This window comes from Aeromonas sp. ANP5 (assembly GCF_963870295.1).
In the GTDB taxonomy this organism is placed as follows: Bacteria; Pseudomonadota; Gammaproteobacteria; order Enterobacterales; family Aeromonadaceae; genus Aeromonas; species Aeromonas veronii.
This window is the reverse complement of record NZ_CAWMRY010000058.1, coordinates 1-16,491: the sequence shown is the minus strand read 5'-3', so window position 1 is coordinate 16,491 and position 16,491 is coordinate 1. Positions and strand designations below refer to the sequence as shown.

The 16,491-nt window shown below is 45.3% G+C and carries 19 protein-coding genes and 1 tRNA gene; 6 read left to right on the top strand and 14 right to left on the bottom strand.

Features of this window, described 5'->3' with window-relative positions; all coding sequences use genetic code 11:
- The first annotated feature begins 50 nt into the window (after positions 1-50).
- The 3 genes from AACT07_RS21440 to yjjG all read left to right on the top strand — a co-directional run bounded on the left by AACT07_RS21440 (position 51) and on the right by yjjG (position 2,493).
- A tRNA-Met gene (locus AACT07_RS21440) sits at positions 51-127 on the top strand.
- 171 nt (positions 128-298) lie between these two features.
- Positions 299-1,798: a M17 family metallopeptidase gene (locus AACT07_RS21435; protein WP_069529966.1), complete on the top strand. Its 1,500-nt coding sequence runs from the start codon at positions 299-301 to the stop codon at positions 1,796-1,798.
- 14 nt (positions 1,799-1,812) lie between these two features.
- Entirely contained in the window at positions 1,813-2,493 is a 681-nt protein-coding gene (gene yjjG, locus AACT07_RS21430) for a pyrimidine 5'-nucleotidase (RefSeq protein WP_005361017.1), read from the top strand.
- Positions 2,494-2,610: 117 nt separating this feature from the next.
- Here the strand turns inward: yjjG and AACT07_RS21425 are convergent, their stop codons facing one another.
- Positions 2,611-3,330 (bottom strand): substrate-binding periplasmic protein, encoded by a 720-nt coding sequence (locus AACT07_RS21425; RefSeq protein ID WP_083250030.1) that lies wholly within the window; start codon positions 3,328-3,330, stop codon positions 2,611-2,613.
- A gap of 283 nt (positions 3,331-3,613) precedes the next feature.
- Between AACT07_RS21425 and AACT07_RS21420 the strand changes: the two genes are divergently transcribed.
- A complete protein-coding gene (locus tag AACT07_RS21420; protein WP_069529962.1) occupies positions 3,614-4,555 on the top strand; it encodes an STM4504/CBY_0614 family protein in 942 nt (313 codons plus the stop codon).
- 26 nt (positions 4,556-4,581) lie between these two features.
- Here AACT07_RS21420 and AACT07_RS21415 read toward each other — a convergent pair whose 3' ends face one another.
- The 12 genes from AACT07_RS21415 to AACT07_RS21360 all read right to left on the bottom strand — a co-directional run bounded on the left by AACT07_RS21415 (position 4,582) and on the right by AACT07_RS21360 (position 13,541).
- Positions 4,582-5,262, bottom strand: coding sequence for a hypothetical protein (locus AACT07_RS21415; RefSeq protein WP_069529960.1), 681 nt, complete (start codon positions 5,260-5,262; stop codon positions 4,582-4,584).
- 3 nt (positions 5,263-5,265) lie between these two features.
- Positions 5,266-5,904 carry a hypothetical protein gene (locus AACT07_RS21410; protein WP_069529958.1) on the bottom strand — a complete coding sequence of 213 codons (639 nt, stop codon included), beginning with the start codon at positions 5,902-5,904 and terminating at the stop codon, positions 5,266-5,268.
- A 119-nt stretch (positions 5,905-6,023) separates the two neighbouring features.
- The gene (locus AACT07_RS21405; protein ID WP_069529956.1) at positions 6,024-6,464 is read right to left on the bottom strand and encodes a hypothetical protein; all 441 of its coding nucleotides are present in this window, start codon (positions 6,462-6,464) and stop codon (positions 6,024-6,026) included.
- The gene (locus AACT07_RS21400) at positions 6,464-6,670 is read right to left on the bottom strand and encodes a hypothetical protein (protein WP_069529954.1); all 207 of its coding nucleotides are present in this window, start codon (positions 6,668-6,670) and stop codon (positions 6,464-6,466) included. The genes AACT07_RS21405 and AACT07_RS21400 overlap by 1 nt, the downstream gene beginning before the upstream one ends.
- A 354-nt stretch (positions 6,671-7,024) precedes the next feature.
- On the bottom strand, positions 7,025-7,246 hold the full coding sequence (locus AACT07_RS21395; RefSeq protein ID WP_069529953.1) for a hypothetical protein: 222 nt from the start codon (positions 7,244-7,246) through the stop codon (positions 7,025-7,027).
- Positions 7,239-7,604, bottom strand: coding sequence for a hypothetical protein (locus AACT07_RS21390; protein WP_069529952.1), 366 nt, complete (start codon positions 7,602-7,604; stop codon positions 7,239-7,241). The genes AACT07_RS21395 and AACT07_RS21390 overlap by 8 nt, the downstream gene beginning before the upstream one ends.
- Positions 7,597-7,896, bottom strand: coding sequence for a hypothetical protein (locus AACT07_RS21385; protein WP_069529951.1), 300 nt, complete (start codon positions 7,894-7,896; stop codon positions 7,597-7,599). The genes AACT07_RS21390 and AACT07_RS21385 overlap by 8 nt, the downstream gene beginning before the upstream one ends.
- 226 nt (positions 7,897-8,122) lie before the next feature.
- Complete coding sequence (locus AACT07_RS21380; protein ID WP_139123929.1) at positions 8,123-9,115, bottom strand: zinc-ribbon domain-containing protein; 993 nt, start codon at positions 9,113-9,115, stop codon at positions 8,123-8,125.
- Between the two features lie 187 nt (positions 9,116-9,302).
- Positions 9,303-10,340, bottom strand: a complete 1,038-nt coding sequence (locus AACT07_RS21375; RefSeq protein ID WP_139123928.1) for a hypothetical protein — start codon at positions 10,338-10,340, stop codon at positions 9,303-9,305.
- A gap of 659 nt (positions 10,341-10,999) precedes the next feature.
- Positions 11,000-12,790 (bottom strand): primase-helicase family protein, encoded by a 1,791-nt coding sequence (locus AACT07_RS21370; protein WP_069529947.1) that lies wholly within the window; start codon positions 12,788-12,790, stop codon positions 11,000-11,002.
- 68 nt (positions 12,791-12,858) lie between these two features.
- Positions 12,859-13,338 (bottom strand): hypothetical protein, encoded by a 480-nt coding sequence (locus AACT07_RS21365; RefSeq protein ID WP_069529945.1) that lies wholly within the window; start codon positions 13,336-13,338, stop codon positions 12,859-12,861.
- Positions 13,335-13,541: a hypothetical protein gene (locus AACT07_RS21360; protein ID WP_069529943.1), complete on the bottom strand. Its 207-nt coding sequence runs from the start codon at positions 13,539-13,541 to the stop codon at positions 13,335-13,337. The genes AACT07_RS21365 and AACT07_RS21360 overlap by 4 nt, the downstream gene beginning before the upstream one ends.
- Positions 13,542-14,504: 963 nt before the next feature.
- Here AACT07_RS21360 and AACT07_RS21355 point away from each other — a divergent pair.
- Positions 14,505-14,822: a hypothetical protein gene (locus tag AACT07_RS21355; RefSeq protein WP_069529942.1), complete on the top strand. Its 318-nt coding sequence runs from the start codon at positions 14,505-14,507 to the stop codon at positions 14,820-14,822.
- Between the two features lie 202 nt (positions 14,823-15,024).
- Positions 15,025-15,672 (top strand): recombinase family protein, encoded by a 648-nt coding sequence (locus AACT07_RS21350; protein WP_069529941.1) that lies wholly within the window; start codon positions 15,025-15,027, stop codon positions 15,670-15,672.
- A gap of 58 nt (positions 15,673-15,730) precedes the next feature.
- On the opposite strand, the gene AACT07_RS21345 is transcribed toward AACT07_RS21350, so the two are convergent.
- A partial coding sequence (locus AACT07_RS21345; RefSeq protein ID WP_139123927.1) for a zinc ribbon domain-containing protein occupies positions 15,731-16,491 on the bottom strand: 761 nt, incomplete at its 5' end.

Genomic DNA, 16,491 nt, shown 5'->3' with positions numbered 1-16,491 from the left:
GCAGACAAACGCCATCAAGCTACTGCTCGGCTTGGGGGTGACAATTCGGACGCGGGGTGGAGCAGCTCGGTAGCTCGTCGGGCTCATAACCCGAAGGTCGTCGGTTCAAATCCGGCCCCCGCAACCAACTTTCTGTACGTTCCCTTCCTGCATTGCCAATCATTGAACAATCCTTCTTGATGCTCGTCACCATCTGGTGATTGCTGCTATTTTTGACGCTTTTTCAAGACCAAAACTGGTCGTATCAACCATTTGTTGGGTATCATCAGGTATCTCTTCATGGATGAGGCACGCGCCTGTGATCACTCCCTTCACCTATCTTCCTCCTGCTATTGAAAGCCGGGATGCCACGCTGGCCGAAGCCCTTGCCCAAGGGCTGCCGTTGCAACTGCTGCTGATCGCCGAAGAGCAGAAGGAGTCCTTGCTTTCGCTCCCCGCCCTTGCGGGTCTCCAGACCCAGCTTGCGCTGGGGAAAAAAGCGCCCTTTACCCTGATGCATGGTAATACCCTGTTGCAGGTGATGTTTGTGGCCGGCGGTGTGACGCGGGATCACCGCCTCTATAAACAGATCAGAGGCTGGATTGCTCCTCTTTCTGGGCTCAATGTGGAGCGGCTCGGGCTGCATCTGGAAGGTTTTGCTCCCTCCGAGCGAGTGATGCTGGCCGAAGTGATGTTGTCGGCCCTGCTTGCCGCCAATATTTCGTTGCCCACCAGCAAGCGCCGCAGTGAAAGCAGCTGGAGCTATCAGCAGATCAAGGTTTCACCCGAGGTGGTGCTGGACTTGGCACGCCTTTACAGCGAAGCGGGGGGCAACGGGCTGGCTCGTCATCTGGCGGTGTTGCCTGCCTCTGAGCTGACGGCCGCCAGCTATCGCGAGTTTGTCAGCAAGCTGGCGCAAGATGAGGGATGGCAGTGCCATCACTATGATCAGGCACAGCTGGCCGAGCTGGGGGCGGGGGCGTTTCTGGCCGTTGCTCGTGGTTCGGAAGACAATCAGGGAGCCATGGTCAAGCTCAGCTACTACCCGCCCAAGCCGGTGCGCCGCATTGCACTGGTGGGCAAGGGAATTTGTCACGACTCTGGCGGTTACAACCTCAAGGTCTCTGGCAGCATGTATGGCATGCATCTGGACATGGGGGGCAGCGCGGTGGCGCTCGGCACCCTCTACGCCATAAGCCGAGCCCGGTTGCCTTACGAGGTGCACTGCTGGCTGGCCATTGCCGAGAACCATATCGGCCCTCACGCCTATCGCCCTGGCGAGGTGGTGACCGCCATCAATGGCACCTCCATCGAGGTGGTCGATACCGATGCCGAAGGTCGAATGGTACTGGCCGACACCCTGGCGATGGCGGTGCAGGATACCCCGGATCTGCTGCTCGATTACGCGACCCTGACCGGGGCCTGCAAACGGGCGCTGGGTAGCCGCTACAGCGGCGTCTTTACCAATCGCAGCGAATGGATGACATCGCTGGTCAATCTGGGTCAGCGCAGCGGTGAACGAGTCTGGCCCTTCCCGCTTGATGACGATTACGACGACAACATCGAGAGCGAGTGGGCCGATCTGTTGCAGTGTGCGCCGGGCAGTTCGCCGGATCACATTGATGCGGCCCGTTTCCTCGCCCACTTCATGCCCGAGCAGACCCCCTGGCTGCACTTCGACCTGAGCGGTTTTCGCAACAAGGGGGGCAATGGGGTAGTCTCCAGCGAAGTGACCGGCTTTGGCGTGCGTCTCACGCTGGATCTGCTGGCCAGTCCGCTTGGCAGAGTTGGTCGCCAAGCTTCTGAACAATCTGAATGATAACAAGGAGTTCTGTGAAACAACCAAGCTATGACTGGGTGCTGTTCGATTTGGATGAAACCCTGCTCGATTTTCCGGTCGCCTCTGCGCTGACGCACACTCTGCAGATCTATGGTGTACAGGCTGATGACGCCAGCATGGCGCAGTACCACGCCCTCAACCACGGGCTCTGGCAGCAGTACAACGACGGCGAGATCGATGCAACGGCGTTGCAGCAGACCCGCTTCTCCCTCTTTGCCCAGCAGGTTTCCGCCGATCCCATGGCGATGAACAACACCTTTCTGGAGCAAATCATTGCCCTTAGCATGCCTCTTGAAGGGGTGGTCGAGACCCTGCAGCAGCTGCGCAGCAAGGTGCGGATGGGGATCATCACCAATGGTTTCAGCGTGCCCCAGCGGGGGCGACTCGGCAAACTGGGCTGGAGCGAGTGGTTCGAGCCGCTGGTGATCTCCGACGAGATCCGGGTGACCAAGCCGGCGCCAGCTATTTTCCAGCACACCCTCTCCCTGATGGGGCAGCCGGATCCTGCCCGGGTGCTGATGGTGGGGGATAATCCGAAAACCGATATTGCCGGGGCGGCGGCGCAGGGGCTGGCAACCTGCTGGTACAACCCGGCGCGGCAAGCGGGCGAGTGCGATGCCACACACGAAATCCACCACTTCGCCCACCTTGCCGATATTGTGCTGGGACGCTGATAGCCAGGCTTAACCCATCACGTTATCGATGACCAAAGCGTCTTGGCAAGTTGCAACCAGGGTTGTTTGAGAACGGATTGGGTTTGCTTGAGACAGTAAGGGGAGCTGATGCTCCCCTTACTTATGAGTATTTTCCTGTGAATGCAGGGATCTGAACTGGTAGCGATCGAGGATCTGCTGATAGTCGGGACTCTGTTTCAATTGATCGATAGCCTGATTGATCCGCTGCAGTTGCGCCTCAGTGGTGCTCTCTTTGCTCAGCATCAGGTGAACCGGCGTGACTTCGATACGCAGCAGGGTATGCAGCTGATCCTGCACTTCATCCTTATCCTGCCACCCCTGCAGTCCGTGGGGATCCAGAATAAACCCCTGGATCCGACCCCCTTGCAACATCTTCAGTAACTGGTCCAGCCGCAGGCGCATCTGCAAGCGAGGCTGCAGCTCGGGCCTTGCCATCAACTGGCGGAAGGTATTGCCGTAATCAAAGCCCTTGAGCACCCCGATATGGAAGTCGGGGGTGTTGATCAACTGCTCGAGGGTGGTGATCCCGCGCCAGCGTTCGGCATCTTGCCGACGGATGATGATGGCCGTCTCCTCTTCCCGATAGGGGTGACTGAAGCGGGCATATTGCTGCCGCTCGGCGGTGATATTGGCTGACATGGTCAGCTGAACCGTGCCGAATTTCAGCTCGTGCAGCACGCGAGCCCAGGGCATTTCACTGAATTTGGCCTGATAACCGGCCCGCAGGAAGATGGCGTTGAGCAGCTCCACATCCAGTCCGCGGAGCTGTTGCTGTTCATTGCGATAACTGAAGGGCTGCCAGTCGACCCAGCCCACGACCAATGACTCCTGTGCCGTAGCCTGGCAACACAAACACCATAACAACAAGAGTCTGTACACAACGCATACCCTCGAACAGGCTGATACGGTGAGTATTGGACAGGAACGACGGAGTAACCAGTGCTGAGGGTTGAGCGGATGCACAGATGTGCATCCCTCACAGTTCGTGGGCGTGGAATCCCTTACTTTGACGCTTAAAAGCACACGATTGTTTTCTGTAGTCATACAGCTCCACGATGGTAAAATCCTGTTTATCAATTGATGGGGTTAGGGAACAACGATGGCTATTCATGAAACATATTCAAAGCGTCAAAAACGTCTTCGCGGTGAGTTCAATGATGTTTATCAGTATGACGTAATACCACAAAAATTAAAATTTCAGATTTTAAAAATATATGAGGCACTCTTTTCCGTTCGAGATAGAGTGATGAATCCCATATACCGCGATGTCAAATATATTATAGAGGTTGAGAATGGTGGACTTCTCCCTCATGACGAATTTGCAATTAGACAGTACAGTAAAAAGAACTATGAAACTCAAGTGATATTTTCATACGTGGAAAACTATTCCGATATGGAAGGCTTCTTGAGTGTGCTACACCTAGTAATGGTTCGAGTCGATCAGTATAGCAAAAGGGATTTATTAAATGTTGAGGTTGGAACTCTCATTGACGAAATCAATACTAGATTTCGAGAGTCTGCGGTAGGCTATCAAATTGATAAAGAGAGTCTTGAAATTATTAAAATTGAAAGTGAATTTATACAATCAGAAGTCATGGTGCCCATTCTTACCGCATTAAACTCCGAACCCCTTTATGCAGGTTCTTTACATGAATTCATGACGGCACATGATCACTATAGGCATGGTCGATATCGTGAGGCTATCTCCAGTTGTGGGAATTCTTTCGAAAGTATGATGAAAGCGATTCATGAAAAGCGTGGTTGGAGTTATGAGAAAGACAAGGCCACCGCAAGTCCTCTGATTGAATCATGTTCAGCTAACGGCTTGTTCCCCGCATGGCAAATTAGTCAGCCTAAAGAAATATTAAACATTCTCAAATCTATTCTTATAACTGGTGTGCCAAGAATTAGAAATAAAATGGGTAGTCATGGGCAAGGCCCCGAAGTAATAGACATTCCAGAGCATTTTGTTAGTTATATGATTCATTTGACTGCTACCAATCTATTGTTCCTCGCTAACGCTGAAAAGAATCTCCAATAACGAAAAAGGCCCCGAAGGGGCCTTAATCATTCGATTAGTTCAGATACTTGTTTAGCAAGGGCTTCTGCATAACGTTCACGACATTTGGATTTGATATCTTCGACTGCACGGGCAGGCATATCATCATATTTGAAAATCCGATAGCCTTCGTCCTTATCTTCGTCTTCACCTTCAATAACAGGCATGATCAAATACCAGTTATCCTTAGCCATAACACCAACAGTGATATGTCCATCGACTTTAACAGCGATAGCGCGGTCAGCGTCAACTTGGTGCTCGGTGCCGAACATCCATGCCATGTTATGGAGGTCTGTCAGTGAAATATTATCACGTTGGCAGGCGTCTTCTGACGGCTCATAATAGCGGTGTAACGTGCTAATGATCTCTTCAACAAGATGTTGGCGATAATCCGGTGGACAAAGGTATTCGAATTTACCGTTATGAGCAAATGCAATCATCATCTGGAAGTCTTTCTCTACCAGTGTGAATGCAGCCGTGCCGATATCACGCTCAATATCACCAGTGTTACCAAGAATAACTGTTAAGATTCCGAATTCAGTGTCAGAGGTATAAACACCGTCGATCTTGCCACGCTTGATATTATGGGCTCGATAGCCCATATCACGTAGGCTATCGATTACCGGTTTCATGAATTTCTCAGCAGCAAGTTTTTTCAGTTTTTTATCAGAGAGTTTTTTTAGTTTCATGGATTAAACTCCCTTCACGCTGGCATAAGCATTGCGGAATTTATTCATAGTGAGTCGAACTGCTTTAGCGGGCAAAGCACAATGACGACTGATTTGATTAAACGGAGACAAACCATCAATTTCGAAGCCAGCATGAATACTGATTAAATGAGCGTCTGCTTCAAGAATGACATTAAAATCGCGGTCGGCATCATCGACATAAACAGCCTCAGAGGTGACCCAGCGATGTTTCTCGCCGAACATGAAAGCGATGTTAATCAGGTCTGTCAGATTGGCTTTATCATACAGCTCTTGGCCTTCGGCGTGATCGAACTCTTCAAGCAGAATACTGGCAATCTCACTCACTACGGCAGGGTGATATTCTTCATCGGTAATACGGAATCGGTCACCCTCGAAGGTGATGACCTTGGCAATCGTGTCCTTTTCTTGGAAGAAAATGTGGCCGTTTGAAATCATGATAGCTTCGATACCACCGTGATCGATTTCGAATCTGAACCCGTTACGTGTTTCGATGATACCACCAGTCGGGATTTCGAGTTTGTTAAAACGTGAGTGAATCTGATGGAAGATATCTTCTTGAATCAGACGCATGATTTCAGATTCAGAGAGTTCTTTTTGGGTTTGGATTTGAATAGTAGGCATTTCGATATAGCTCCTTTTAAATTAATGGGTCATGATATATTCCTCAGATAATGTAATTTTCACAAGTGGTACAGTCATCAACAGGTTAATATTATCATGTGTTATGATGATAATAAACATTAGCACTTGAAGTTATCAGCGGTAATAGGATTCATGATGATATCTAACGCGGCATAAAGCCCAGGTGCGGTGATAATCTCGCTCGATTTCCAATAGTATGATCGTTCACGATTACTGGCTTCAAAAACAGCGCTGAAAGCAAGTTGGCCACCGAAATCAAAATCAAGTTGAAAGTGATTTGTACCGACAATCAAGGTGATCATACTGCGTGAACCGTCGGTGAAGAAAACTCTATTACCGTCTTGTTTCAGTGAATAGCGATTCGAGGTATCTCTCGCTTGAAATTCCTGAATGAAATAATCGATTAGGCGTTTCTTGTGGAAGAAAAACAAAGTATCTTCATTAGGCGTGAATTTGTTTCGGTACTCTGTTTCTTGGCAGAGAAAAGTCCATTCAGAATCTTCACCGAATAGACCACTGAAATATCCTGATTCTGACATTAGACACGCTCCCAGTGATTCGATTTACCACGAGTAAACATCAGATCGTTGATAAGCAGTGAGTGGAGTTTGCTGTCTTTGATTTCAAAATCAATGCTGGTGGGCTTGATAGAGTGTTTCTGGCATAGATTTGAAATTGATTTGAAAATGTTTGAAATGTGTTGGTCTGTTTGTTCACAGATTTGTTTTGCTGTTTGATAGATCATTTTACTGTCTCCTTGTTATATTGTGATCATAACATTGATTATGGCCATAATAAACAAAGGTTGACGATTGATTGAAATGTGAGCTATCAAATTATTTTTGATTGAAAATGTTTACTGGATTCGAAGTGTGATTATAATGGTTTTGAACTTATCGCGTTAGCGATTTCACGAACGCAGTGAGTGATAGATATTAATAATTAAAAATCAGTATTAAAATAATCATTAATAAGATTGTCGCGTTAGCGACTTCGCCGAAGGCGATAATTATTACTATAATTAATATATTGATCATAATACTACTTAATGAATAATCGCTTCGCGAAGTGCTGGCGCACAGTATTGATCAATTGTTTGCTATCTAATCAGTTCACTTAAAATCCTATCAAGTTCGTCTGTCTCGACGATCTTCCAGTGGCTATAACAATCCAACAGCTCCAATTCAACGCCAAACAGCTCAGGAATCGATTCCATCACCTCGCTAATGTCATCATAGCGACCTACGACAAGATCACGGTAAATCACTGGCAGCGAGCCACCAGCGATCTCTTCAATGTCATCAGAAATGTCATCAGACATACAGTTTACCGATTCGCTCTGCTTCCAGCTCGCGCTCTCGTTCAGCGATCTCTGCCACTGCATTGAGTTCATTCCTCATCAGTTCGACCACTACGTCACGCGGTAGCCCAGTCATACCTGCAATTGAGGGGTTGGGTTTCGTTTTTGTCAGCGAGTCAATCCAGTCGTCCTTGAGACCGTGTGCCCAGCAACAGCGAACAAAACGGCGAATCTCGATCTCGAATTCTGGGTCGATGGTGCTGGTGGCTTCTTCGAAAACTTCATCTTGTTTTTCTTCAAATTGTTCGACTTCTTCAAATTGTTTCGCTTTAAAGCCGAAGCCAAAGCCCTTCATTTCAATATTGGTCGGATTAAACATTCTTCCTCTCCTTCATGTCCTTCATGTGATTGATTCGTTCATCTGCCAGACGCTGCTGGTGACGTTTTGCCGCTTGTTCGAATGCTTGTGTGAGTATCTGCATCAGTTCGTTTGAGGGATCGCTGTATCGCGTTTCAGCTTGTTCACCATTACCGGAGACACTCACCGCAATCTTGTGATGATGTTCTAATACCTTGATGCCGGACGATTCTATGAATATGAAATCTTTCGAGGTGATTATTGGGATATTGGTACGCTGGGATAGCGCATTGATAAATTCAGTCGTTGTCATTTTAGCTCCTTGTATGAACTATTTAGGTGACTCTCTGTGGAGCTTTTAATCAGCTAAGTTTTTAGCTCAGTGCAGGATTGCGTTCAGTGGATTGCACAAATCAGGGCGGTAAATCCGAGCAGGGATTCGTTGATTGGAAAACTGAGTTTCACAGTGATAGAGATATGAAAAAGCCGCCCGAAGGCGGCTGCGGAGCTAATCGTGGGAATACCCATTACCCACGATGTTATTTAAGAGGTTTTAATCGGCACATGGTAGATTCAAACACCAGTTCATTGATCCAATCATACTGATCCACGTTCATTGTCTCGGTATATCCGTCTGGGAAGTCTTCTTTAGAGACTACTCCCTTACACCCGTATAGCTCATTACGTCTAGCGTCACACTCTCGTTCCAGTTCAGCGGCCACGTTACCGTCACTGAAAGTAGGGAAGTAGAGAATTGTAGGCGTGTAATCTGTGGAGTTCATCTGTTGCGTGATACGCTGTTCGCCTTTATTCGTAATGCCGTATTTCAAGAACTCGTGATCGGCTTTATGCCAGTGAACCACGTAAAAAACGCCTGCTTTATCAGGTGAATAGCCAGTCTTAGCACAAGCGGGGCATCCAGCACCATGATTAACGAAACTATCATAACTTGGCTTCCACTTATTTCCACAATGACATTCTAAATCCAGTCTTGTATTTTTGTTCTTATACTCTCCGCCAACAAATCCATGGAACTTGATATCGAGTTCAGAACAACGTTTCATCACCGGAGTTATTGGGTCATCGTTTCTCTGATTTCTATCAGCGCATTTCGGACATCCTCTACCGTGATTCAACAAGTTATTCACTTGAGCTTCCCACTCATATCCGTCATGATTGCATCTGAGTTTGATTTTCTGTCTGGCACCAGTGATCGGTTCTTGACTGATAATCTCATAGTCTGGATTAGTTAATCTCAAACGATATTGACGATCATTCCACCGATAGGTTTTAGAACAGGCGCAAGGAACAGAACCCTGTTTAACAAGACTCCTCTTTACGCTTGTTTCTAACTCTGGAAACATCTGTTCGTCTTGGTGACAAATAGAGCAATGACAAGCGTATAACTTATTTGCCCCCTGTTTACCAGCAATCCCAACAACAGTTAAAACACCGCCTTTCGGCGTCTTTAATTCAGTGCCACAAAATTCATCTTGTTCGTATTCTAACTTCCAATCTTCTAAACTTTTCAACTTCTACCTCTTTACACTTTGCGGGTGCGATTAACTAATAAGAGTGCCCACCAAAGCCGCAAACAATAGTGGACGAAGTGATCTTCGAGGTAGAAGGCACTCTTATTGGCTAACGATTTATTTGGTAATGATAACAGGCTCCACACACCAGTAAACAATCGTTATTGCTGGTGGCTGCGCCACCAGCTTATTTCTTGTATTCCCAGCCGTATTGCTTCGCTAGGTGGATAATAGTCCCAGCGCCGACAGTTCTTCCACTCGTTTGTCGAGAAAACCCAGATTCCTCTCCTTTCGTCATCGTCGTCATGTTCTTTAGTTCATATATCCCGAATAAATTCGCCACAGCGAAACACACGTTTACCCATTCATCCCGACCCCTGTGCTCACTAAAAAAATACCGAGCGGCGTCTTTGACTCGTTCCATGCTGTCATCGCCGTTAAATCGCTCCGCAAGTCTTTTGCGTCGAGCTTCCGCAAGATAATTCACCGGTGCCGGATAGCAATAATTCTTAGCATCGAGTCCTTTACCGTCTGCGAATCTGAATTCGAAGTTATCAGCCTGTGGATTAACTCTGTATGAGTACCTATTAGCATCGAGGCTTGAATGATCCAACTCGCATTCCAACAGACGTTCAAAATATGCGGTAATCCGTTTTGCACCAGCTTTCCAGTTCTCCCGCTTCTGTTCTCGTTCTTCTTCATTGCCGACGAATAGGTAAGGTGATGCCAGCGGTATCATTATCTTCAAGCGTGGGCAAGCTGGTAAGACTTCACCAGACGATTTGATCTTCTCTCGCATATGATTAGCAGAGGTAGCAATTGCATGAGCGTAGCCAGCGTTAGACAGTCGCTGGTGGACTATATCAAGCAGTTCAGCGCCGTGTTTTGTTGGGTCGTCTATATCAAGAAATAGAACACCGACACCGGCGATTGATTCTTTGCGTTTACGTCCGTCAGTTGATAGCCCTGCCATCCACTCACATTTGAAAACAGTCTTGACTTTTGATTCAGTCCAATCAAGCGTAGTTATTTTCCAGCCGCGATAAGCCTTTTCATTTGCTTCTGTTTTTGTCATCATGCGGTCAGATGATGTTTCTTTGTTAATTGATATATTAAATTCCACGTTATCTCCTATGATTTGTGTTTTGACAAAACGGTTTGCCTTTTTGCCATTTGTTTGTCTTTTGATTTGCCATCGAAAAATCGGTCCAGCCAGCGTGGCCACTGACTTCCGTGAAATTTTGCCATTTTTACAAGAAAAATATGTAAGTTCGCCACCACCACGTTTCCTCCAGAGAAGAGAAGCAGCAGTGTATGGAGTAATACTCTATTATATTATTTCTAAACTTTTAAAAAAATAACAAAATAAGCAAAATAGTGGTCTAAGCAGCGTGGTGCCTGAATTCCTCGTGGCAAAATGAGTGGCAAAATTTTGCCTTTTTTGCCACTGTTGTGTTTTGATTCTTGTAGACAGTTGCAAATTTTTGTATTTGAGTTGCAAACCGAGTTGCAATATTTTTTGCAACTCAAAGGCGCTTCGCGCCTTCAGGTCTTTTCATGTTGTTGGTGAAAGTTGCAAATTTTTTTGCAACAGTTGCAAGTGAGTTGCAACCACGAAAATCGGTCCAGCCAGCGTGGCCATTGACTTCCAGAGAAAGTTGTAACACTTGTAAATTTTTTTTTAAGTTGGAAAAAATAATACGTGATTACTAATACAACCTGTATCTCAGTTCTGGTGGTGCCGCTGGCTGTGGCGATTTGGTCAGAAAAATCTGCAACCGTTGCAACTTTTGAAAAACCTCAATTAAATCAATAGCTTATGTGATTTTTTACTTGCAAGTCGGTTTGCAACTTTGCAAAAAATATTGCAACCGACTGCAAGTGTTATTTGAGCAGTTCTTCCAACTCGTCATCGTTGGCCGCAGACAAACCGAAATCAAAATCAACGCCTTTTAACTTAGTAGGAGAATCTATTTCCACACTACCTGTTACCTCCTCGAATTCACGATCACTAATATATTGGTCGAAGTTTCTTTCAAGTTCGCTATATACAACCTGTTTAAAATCAATGCCGGTGATTATCACGTTTGGATTGTACATCACACCACCAATTTGCTTTCGTTTATCACCCGTGATATTCCACCCGTTCCGTTTCGCCACTTCTGCAAACAGAGTCTTGATCGCTCGCTCGTCATAATTCGAGTGTCGTGCTGTGCCAGCTCTTTCTCGCCACAGTTTCACGCAATCACGCATCGGCGCAAGTGTCTCATTTTTAACGCAAGACATAAGAATATCTTCCGCCAGATGATCTTTATCCGACTTCTGCATACCCAATAGATTTTCATAGTCTTCACCGTGCAATGCTCTTGGACAGCGGTTATTCATACTTTCCCAGTAAGTCTTCTCGATCCACTTTATAGTCTGCGCTACTGCTTTTCTGTCTTTGCAAGCGTTTATAACAAGACGTTCAATATCTCTTGCCTCTGCCTCAGTGCTAACTCCGAATTCTCGTGTTATTACTTTCCACAGCGCATCGTTGCCCTTACAAATACTGAATCGCCTGTTCTCACTGGCGTCTTGGCTTAATGCAACAGCGCCGAATTCGTCGTTAGTACAGAACACATACCAGGCAAGGTTGTCGATGTAATATTTGTCCTGTCCCTTCTTCTCGATGGGTATGCTAACGTTACCGATTGTTTTTTTCAGTTCTTCATTGAAACGCTTGTCTAGCTTTGCCTCATCAAAATATACAAGATGTGCACCTTCCATATAGCTGTTAAATCGGCTCAAATCGTCGATTTTACCTGATACGCAAGAACTAGAACCATGAAACACAGTGGGCATAAGTACACTGGTGAATGTCGATTTACCTGAACCCTGACCACCGAATAACACTAATGACGGCAATGTGTGCATAACATTGCCCTTTAGTTTCCAGAGAATGCATTTACATATATGGTCAAAGTTTTCCTGCTTCTCTCCTGAAATAGACCATAGCAATGCCTTAATATATGGATCTGGCTTACGGGGATCTGCAATGTGATACTCGTCCGAGTTCATAATCCACTTTTCTTTCTCCACCTCGCACATATTCAGTGTTTCTTCATCCATGCGTCGGGATGAAGACGTTCTAAAATTGAATCGGCGAGTTGTCTCGCGGCCACCGAGGTAGCATTTTGCCATTTTAAAAATGGCACCTATGCCAGAATCAACCCTGCTATCTAATAGAATATTATCAAGTGTTTTGATTCTAGGAGTCGGATGATCACCATTATCATAACGCTCCTTTAGCTGTTTGAATGTCAGAGTAGTCCACCTGTAATTGTGTGGTTCGTCTTCATATCCCACCGGCTCAAGCATTACGAATTCTTCGGTGTCACCAAGGTAGAATATGTTTTTTCGATTCAGGTAATCATAGAAATGTAACAACGATTCATCCGTCGTCATGTTCTTCTGAATCTGTTTCTTTACTTCTTCCTTGTCTTTAAGCAGGCTAACGAGTCGAGTTAGTGCCAGTTTCGGCCTAAACTCCTCCTCTAATTCAAGCATGTGTTTAATCTCATGCTCGTCTAGGCCGAATTTATCCAATGCACTATAAATTTTGATTTGATCGGCATCGGCGTATAGTTCTTTTACTTCTTGAATCGAAAACTTCGATTTATGGGTATTTTCCACGATATATCTCCTTTGAATTGGTGGATTATTTGAATTTTCATCATTTTACTTTCCTCATAAAGTTGATTTTAATTTGATTCACAAAAAGCCGATACTCTCGGCGCGTGGAATAAAAGGCGATTATTCCTGAGTGTTACATCGTAGATCCTTGCCTTAAATCCATAACGTTCTTCTATTTCATCTTGATCTAACCAGTTTTTAAGCTGGTTTTTATTACCGCCTCGATATATGCCTTCCTTCTTTATACCGAAATATTCAGCGAAGTTTTCCATAGACTTGAATCCCAGTTCACCGAATGACATTAAAAATCGTTCGTTATGGTTATCAATACACCATGCCTTAAAAACGGCATTGAGAGTCTTGTAACTGTAAGAATACCATTCAGCACTATCACCATTAACATCGAATAAAACAAAATGTCTTGGTTCCTGTCTGCTCCCTGAGCATTTTCCCTTCCTCGCCAGATAGAATACATTTCTATCCCTCACGAACTCGGCAAGCCTCCGTAGAATATGCTCCTTGTCATTGATATAAACAGTTTCGGTCATTGCTTGTCCTTCTCGTACTGTTTAACGATATCAGTAACACGTTGGTGAACATCTGCCATTTCAGGAACTTTGATATCGTATTTCTTGATCCAGTTATAAATCTTGGACTTCGTATGACCTGTGATTGCGAATGTATACATAGTCAGGCCATAAGTCTCGATTATCTTTCTCTCGTATGAGGTAATTTGGTTTGTAACTGCCATTTTATTCTCCTTGAACTAATAAGTGTGTGTTTTCATATAGTCAAAATAAAACCAACCCACAAGGGAGTTGGCTTTAAAAAAGGATATATCGTGTACCTGTTTATTATAATGCATAAAAACAGGGTGATAAACATCATGAAAAATTCAAAATCAGACTACCGAAACAAAATCAACTAACCACAGTTGATGAAGTAATAATAACACTACCTCCAACGGTAATAAACATTCTGCTTATTCCCCTATAGGGGGGGCATTTTATATAAACGACTCTTACACATCACAGCCTCGACATAATCTGATTCACGCTAATCACTCTCCAAAACTTTTTTTCTCTGGGCTCCACCAGTGTTCACCTAAATAGTTCATACACACAAGGAGCTAAACATGAGAAAACTTTGTACCCATCCAAGCTGCACTAACAATTTCGAAGGTAGCGGCTGGTATTGTCCTGCCCACAAGAAAGTCCACAAGTCTCGGAAATATACTAAAACAACGGCCAAAGGCTTAGATAACAACATGGATTTCTATAATTCCAGTGGTTGGCGAAAGCTATCTAAGAGTCACAGAATTAGTTATCCAATCTGTGAACATTGTGGCCGTCGCACCGCTATTGCAGTTGATCACCACCTAGAATTATCACTTGACCCTAATCACCACCATGCTCGCTGTCGTGATAATTTTGTAAGCGTATGTAATCCATGCCATTTGTCCAAGACACGTCAGATCCAAGAGCTAATCAGAAAGGGTGATATTTCAAAAATACGGGATTATCTGCTCATCGAACATCCGAGACGTGAAGACGCTGACTATCTGAAGGACTGTGAAATCATCATCCCAGTTTAACTCAGCGAAAAAAGTTTTTGGAATTTCCATTTTTTATACGAAACAGAAGACTGTGGCTGTGTTGTAGTCATAATGTCATCAATACAATGGCCCCCCTATCAATAATTATCAGGAGTTAACATGAAATTTAGAATTAAAAATCCATTCAGTGTCATTCGAGATTGGTGCACATCTATTGTTGAGCGATTCAAGAAATACCGAGCCGAGAAACGGTTTAATAAAACGACTGTAGTTATTCCAATCACATGGTATGAGATTAATATGGTCATATTCCACAAGGGCTATATGTATCGTGCTGAGGTTTCTGCGAATAATTGTGTGGTGACTGATTTCAAAAATGAACCAGTCATGGATCTTCGACTGCTATCTGAAATATTCCGGTTGGTCAAAAAGAATCTCAAGTCATATAAAAGTATGCCGCTGCCTAAACAGCGGTAATGACACTGAATATGATCCGCAATACGGTTGTTATCTCTCACATTTTACCGAAAGCCACTAAACAGGACTCCGATAGCCTGTCAACTCTTACACATTTTCAATGTCATACACAAATCAAATGTCTCTTGGCTTTTGTTGAAATGCCTATGCCTCCTGTTACCATACTTTCATTGACTGAATAACAGCACGGAATAACTTGACAATGAAATATGTTATCTATCACCGAGTATCAACTAAGAAGCAGGGAGAAAGCGGACTCGGGTTAGAGGCACAACAGCGCGATACCGATTTGTTTCTGTCTCACTATGCTGGTGATCATCAAGTGATTGAAAAGTTCGTTGACGTTCGTTCTGGTAAGGGCAGTCTTAATGAGCGTCCCACTCTGAAAGCCGCTGTTGAGCTGTGCAAACAACACGGTGCAACTCTGCTTGTGGCTAAAGTTGATCGCTTGAGTCGTGACGTTGAAACAGTTGCTCATATCATCAAGCAAATTGACGTTCGGATCGCTTGTCTGCCGTTCGCTGATAAGTTCCAGATTCATCTATATGCAGCGTTAGCAGAGCAGGAACGAGAGTTCATTAGCCAGCGCACCAAAGCAGCATTGCAAGCAGCGAAGGCGCGCGGTGTTAAGCTCGGCGGTATTCGTGACAATGTTCAAGTGGAAGGGCTCAAGAAAGCAGCAGACGATAGAGCGGAACAATTACGTCCTGAATTTGCTGAAATGCGAAGAAATGGCTACACGCTGAAAAGAATGGCCGAGAGTCTGAATGCTCGCAGTATCAAGACCGCACGGGGATCAGCATTCAGCATTACAACATGCCAGAGAGTGTTACAACGTCTTGGGCTATGACCCCGTTTATCCCCGTATCCAGCATGTCAAACGGGCATGAAAAAGGCCGCGAAGCGGCCTATTGATTGAGTTCTCTAATCTCGTTCAAGAATTGCTTGGTATCAGTGGTGAATGCACCATTGGTATGAAAAACAATCTTGTGTCCATCGTGTCGTTTCACGCTGACGATATGACCCTTCCCGCTCTGGCTAACTCTGATCTCGCTAACAATCTTCTTTAACTGGATGTTGAACTGCTTGGGATCATCCACCAGCGTCAGCAGTGTTTTAACTGCGTCGGCAGCAATTGGCATTGATTGCTTTTGTTCTGCTAATAGCGCCTTTTTCTGTTCTTCGAGAGAGGAGAGGGCACTGATAACAGCAGTCGTGGCGATTGTACTTGTCATGCTTGCCAGTGATTCAGATAGCTCTCGGACTCTGTTGTCGATCTGATTCAACTCGATCAAAATTTCGTTAGCGCGTTTGTCGTCTTTGATCGTCTGTTTGATTTCCAATCGATTGGCATGTTCAATCACATGGCTATGTAGGTCTCGGACGTGTGCCTTGTGCTCACAGCTTTCCAAGAGCGAGTATCGGCAGTAGTAGTAAGTGACCTTTCCAGTTTTATTCTTGCGGCTCTTTGCTGCCATCTTCTTGCCGCAGTGCTCGCAGTAAACCAACCCACTAATGTGATTCGTTTCACTTCTGCCAGCGGGGCGTTGAACTGCTCGGCTGTTAAGCTCTTGATACTCTGAAAAGCTGATTACCGCAGGGTAATAATCATTGATCAACTCGCTCGGCTGATACTTGCCCTGGACTTTCACTCTGACTTGATGCGCCC

Bases quoted from the DNA above. Each gene is read 5' to 3' on its own strand.
- AACT07_RS21420 (WP_069529962.1), top strand. From the start codon at position 3,614: ATGGCTATTCATGAAACATATTCAAAGCGTCAAAAACGTCTTCGCGGT.
- AACT07_RS21415 (WP_069529960.1), bottom strand. From the start codon at position 5,262: ATGAAACTAAAAAAACTCTCTGATAAAAAACTGAAAAAACTTGCTGCT.
- AACT07_RS21410 (WP_069529958.1), bottom strand. From the start codon at position 5,904: ATGCCTACTATTCAAATCCAAACCCAAAAAGAACTCTCTGAATCTGAA.
- AACT07_RS21405 (WP_069529956.1), bottom strand. From the start codon at position 6,464: ATGTCAGAATCAGGATATTTCAGTGGTCTATTCGGTGAAGATTCTGAA.
- AACT07_RS21400 (WP_069529954.1), bottom strand. From the start codon at position 6,670: ATGATCTATCAAACAGCAAAACAAATCTGTGAACAAACAGACCAACAC.
- AACT07_RS21395 (WP_069529953.1), bottom strand. From the start codon at position 7,246: ATGTCTGATGACATTTCTGATGACATTGAAGAGATCGCTGGTGGCTCG.
- AACT07_RS21390 (WP_069529952.1), bottom strand. From the start codon at position 7,604: ATGTTTAATCCGACCAATATTGAAATGAAGGGCTTTGGCTTCGGCTTT.
- AACT07_RS21385 (WP_069529951.1), bottom strand. From the start codon at position 7,896: ATGACAACGACTGAATTTATCAATGCGCTATCCCAGCGTACCAATATC.
- AACT07_RS21365 (WP_069529945.1), bottom strand. From the start codon at position 13,338: ATGACCGAAACTGTTTATATCAATGACAAGGAGCATATTCTACGGAGG.
- AACT07_RS21360 (WP_069529943.1), bottom strand. From the start codon at position 13,541: ATGGCAGTTACAAACCAAATTACCTCATACGAGAGAAAGATAATCGAG.
- AACT07_RS21355 (WP_069529942.1), top strand. From the start codon at position 14,505: ATGAAATTTAGAATTAAAAATCCATTCAGTGTCATTCGAGATTGGTGC.
- AACT07_RS21350 (WP_069529941.1), top strand. From the start codon at position 15,025: ATGAAATATGTTATCTATCACCGAGTATCAACTAAGAAGCAGGGAGAA.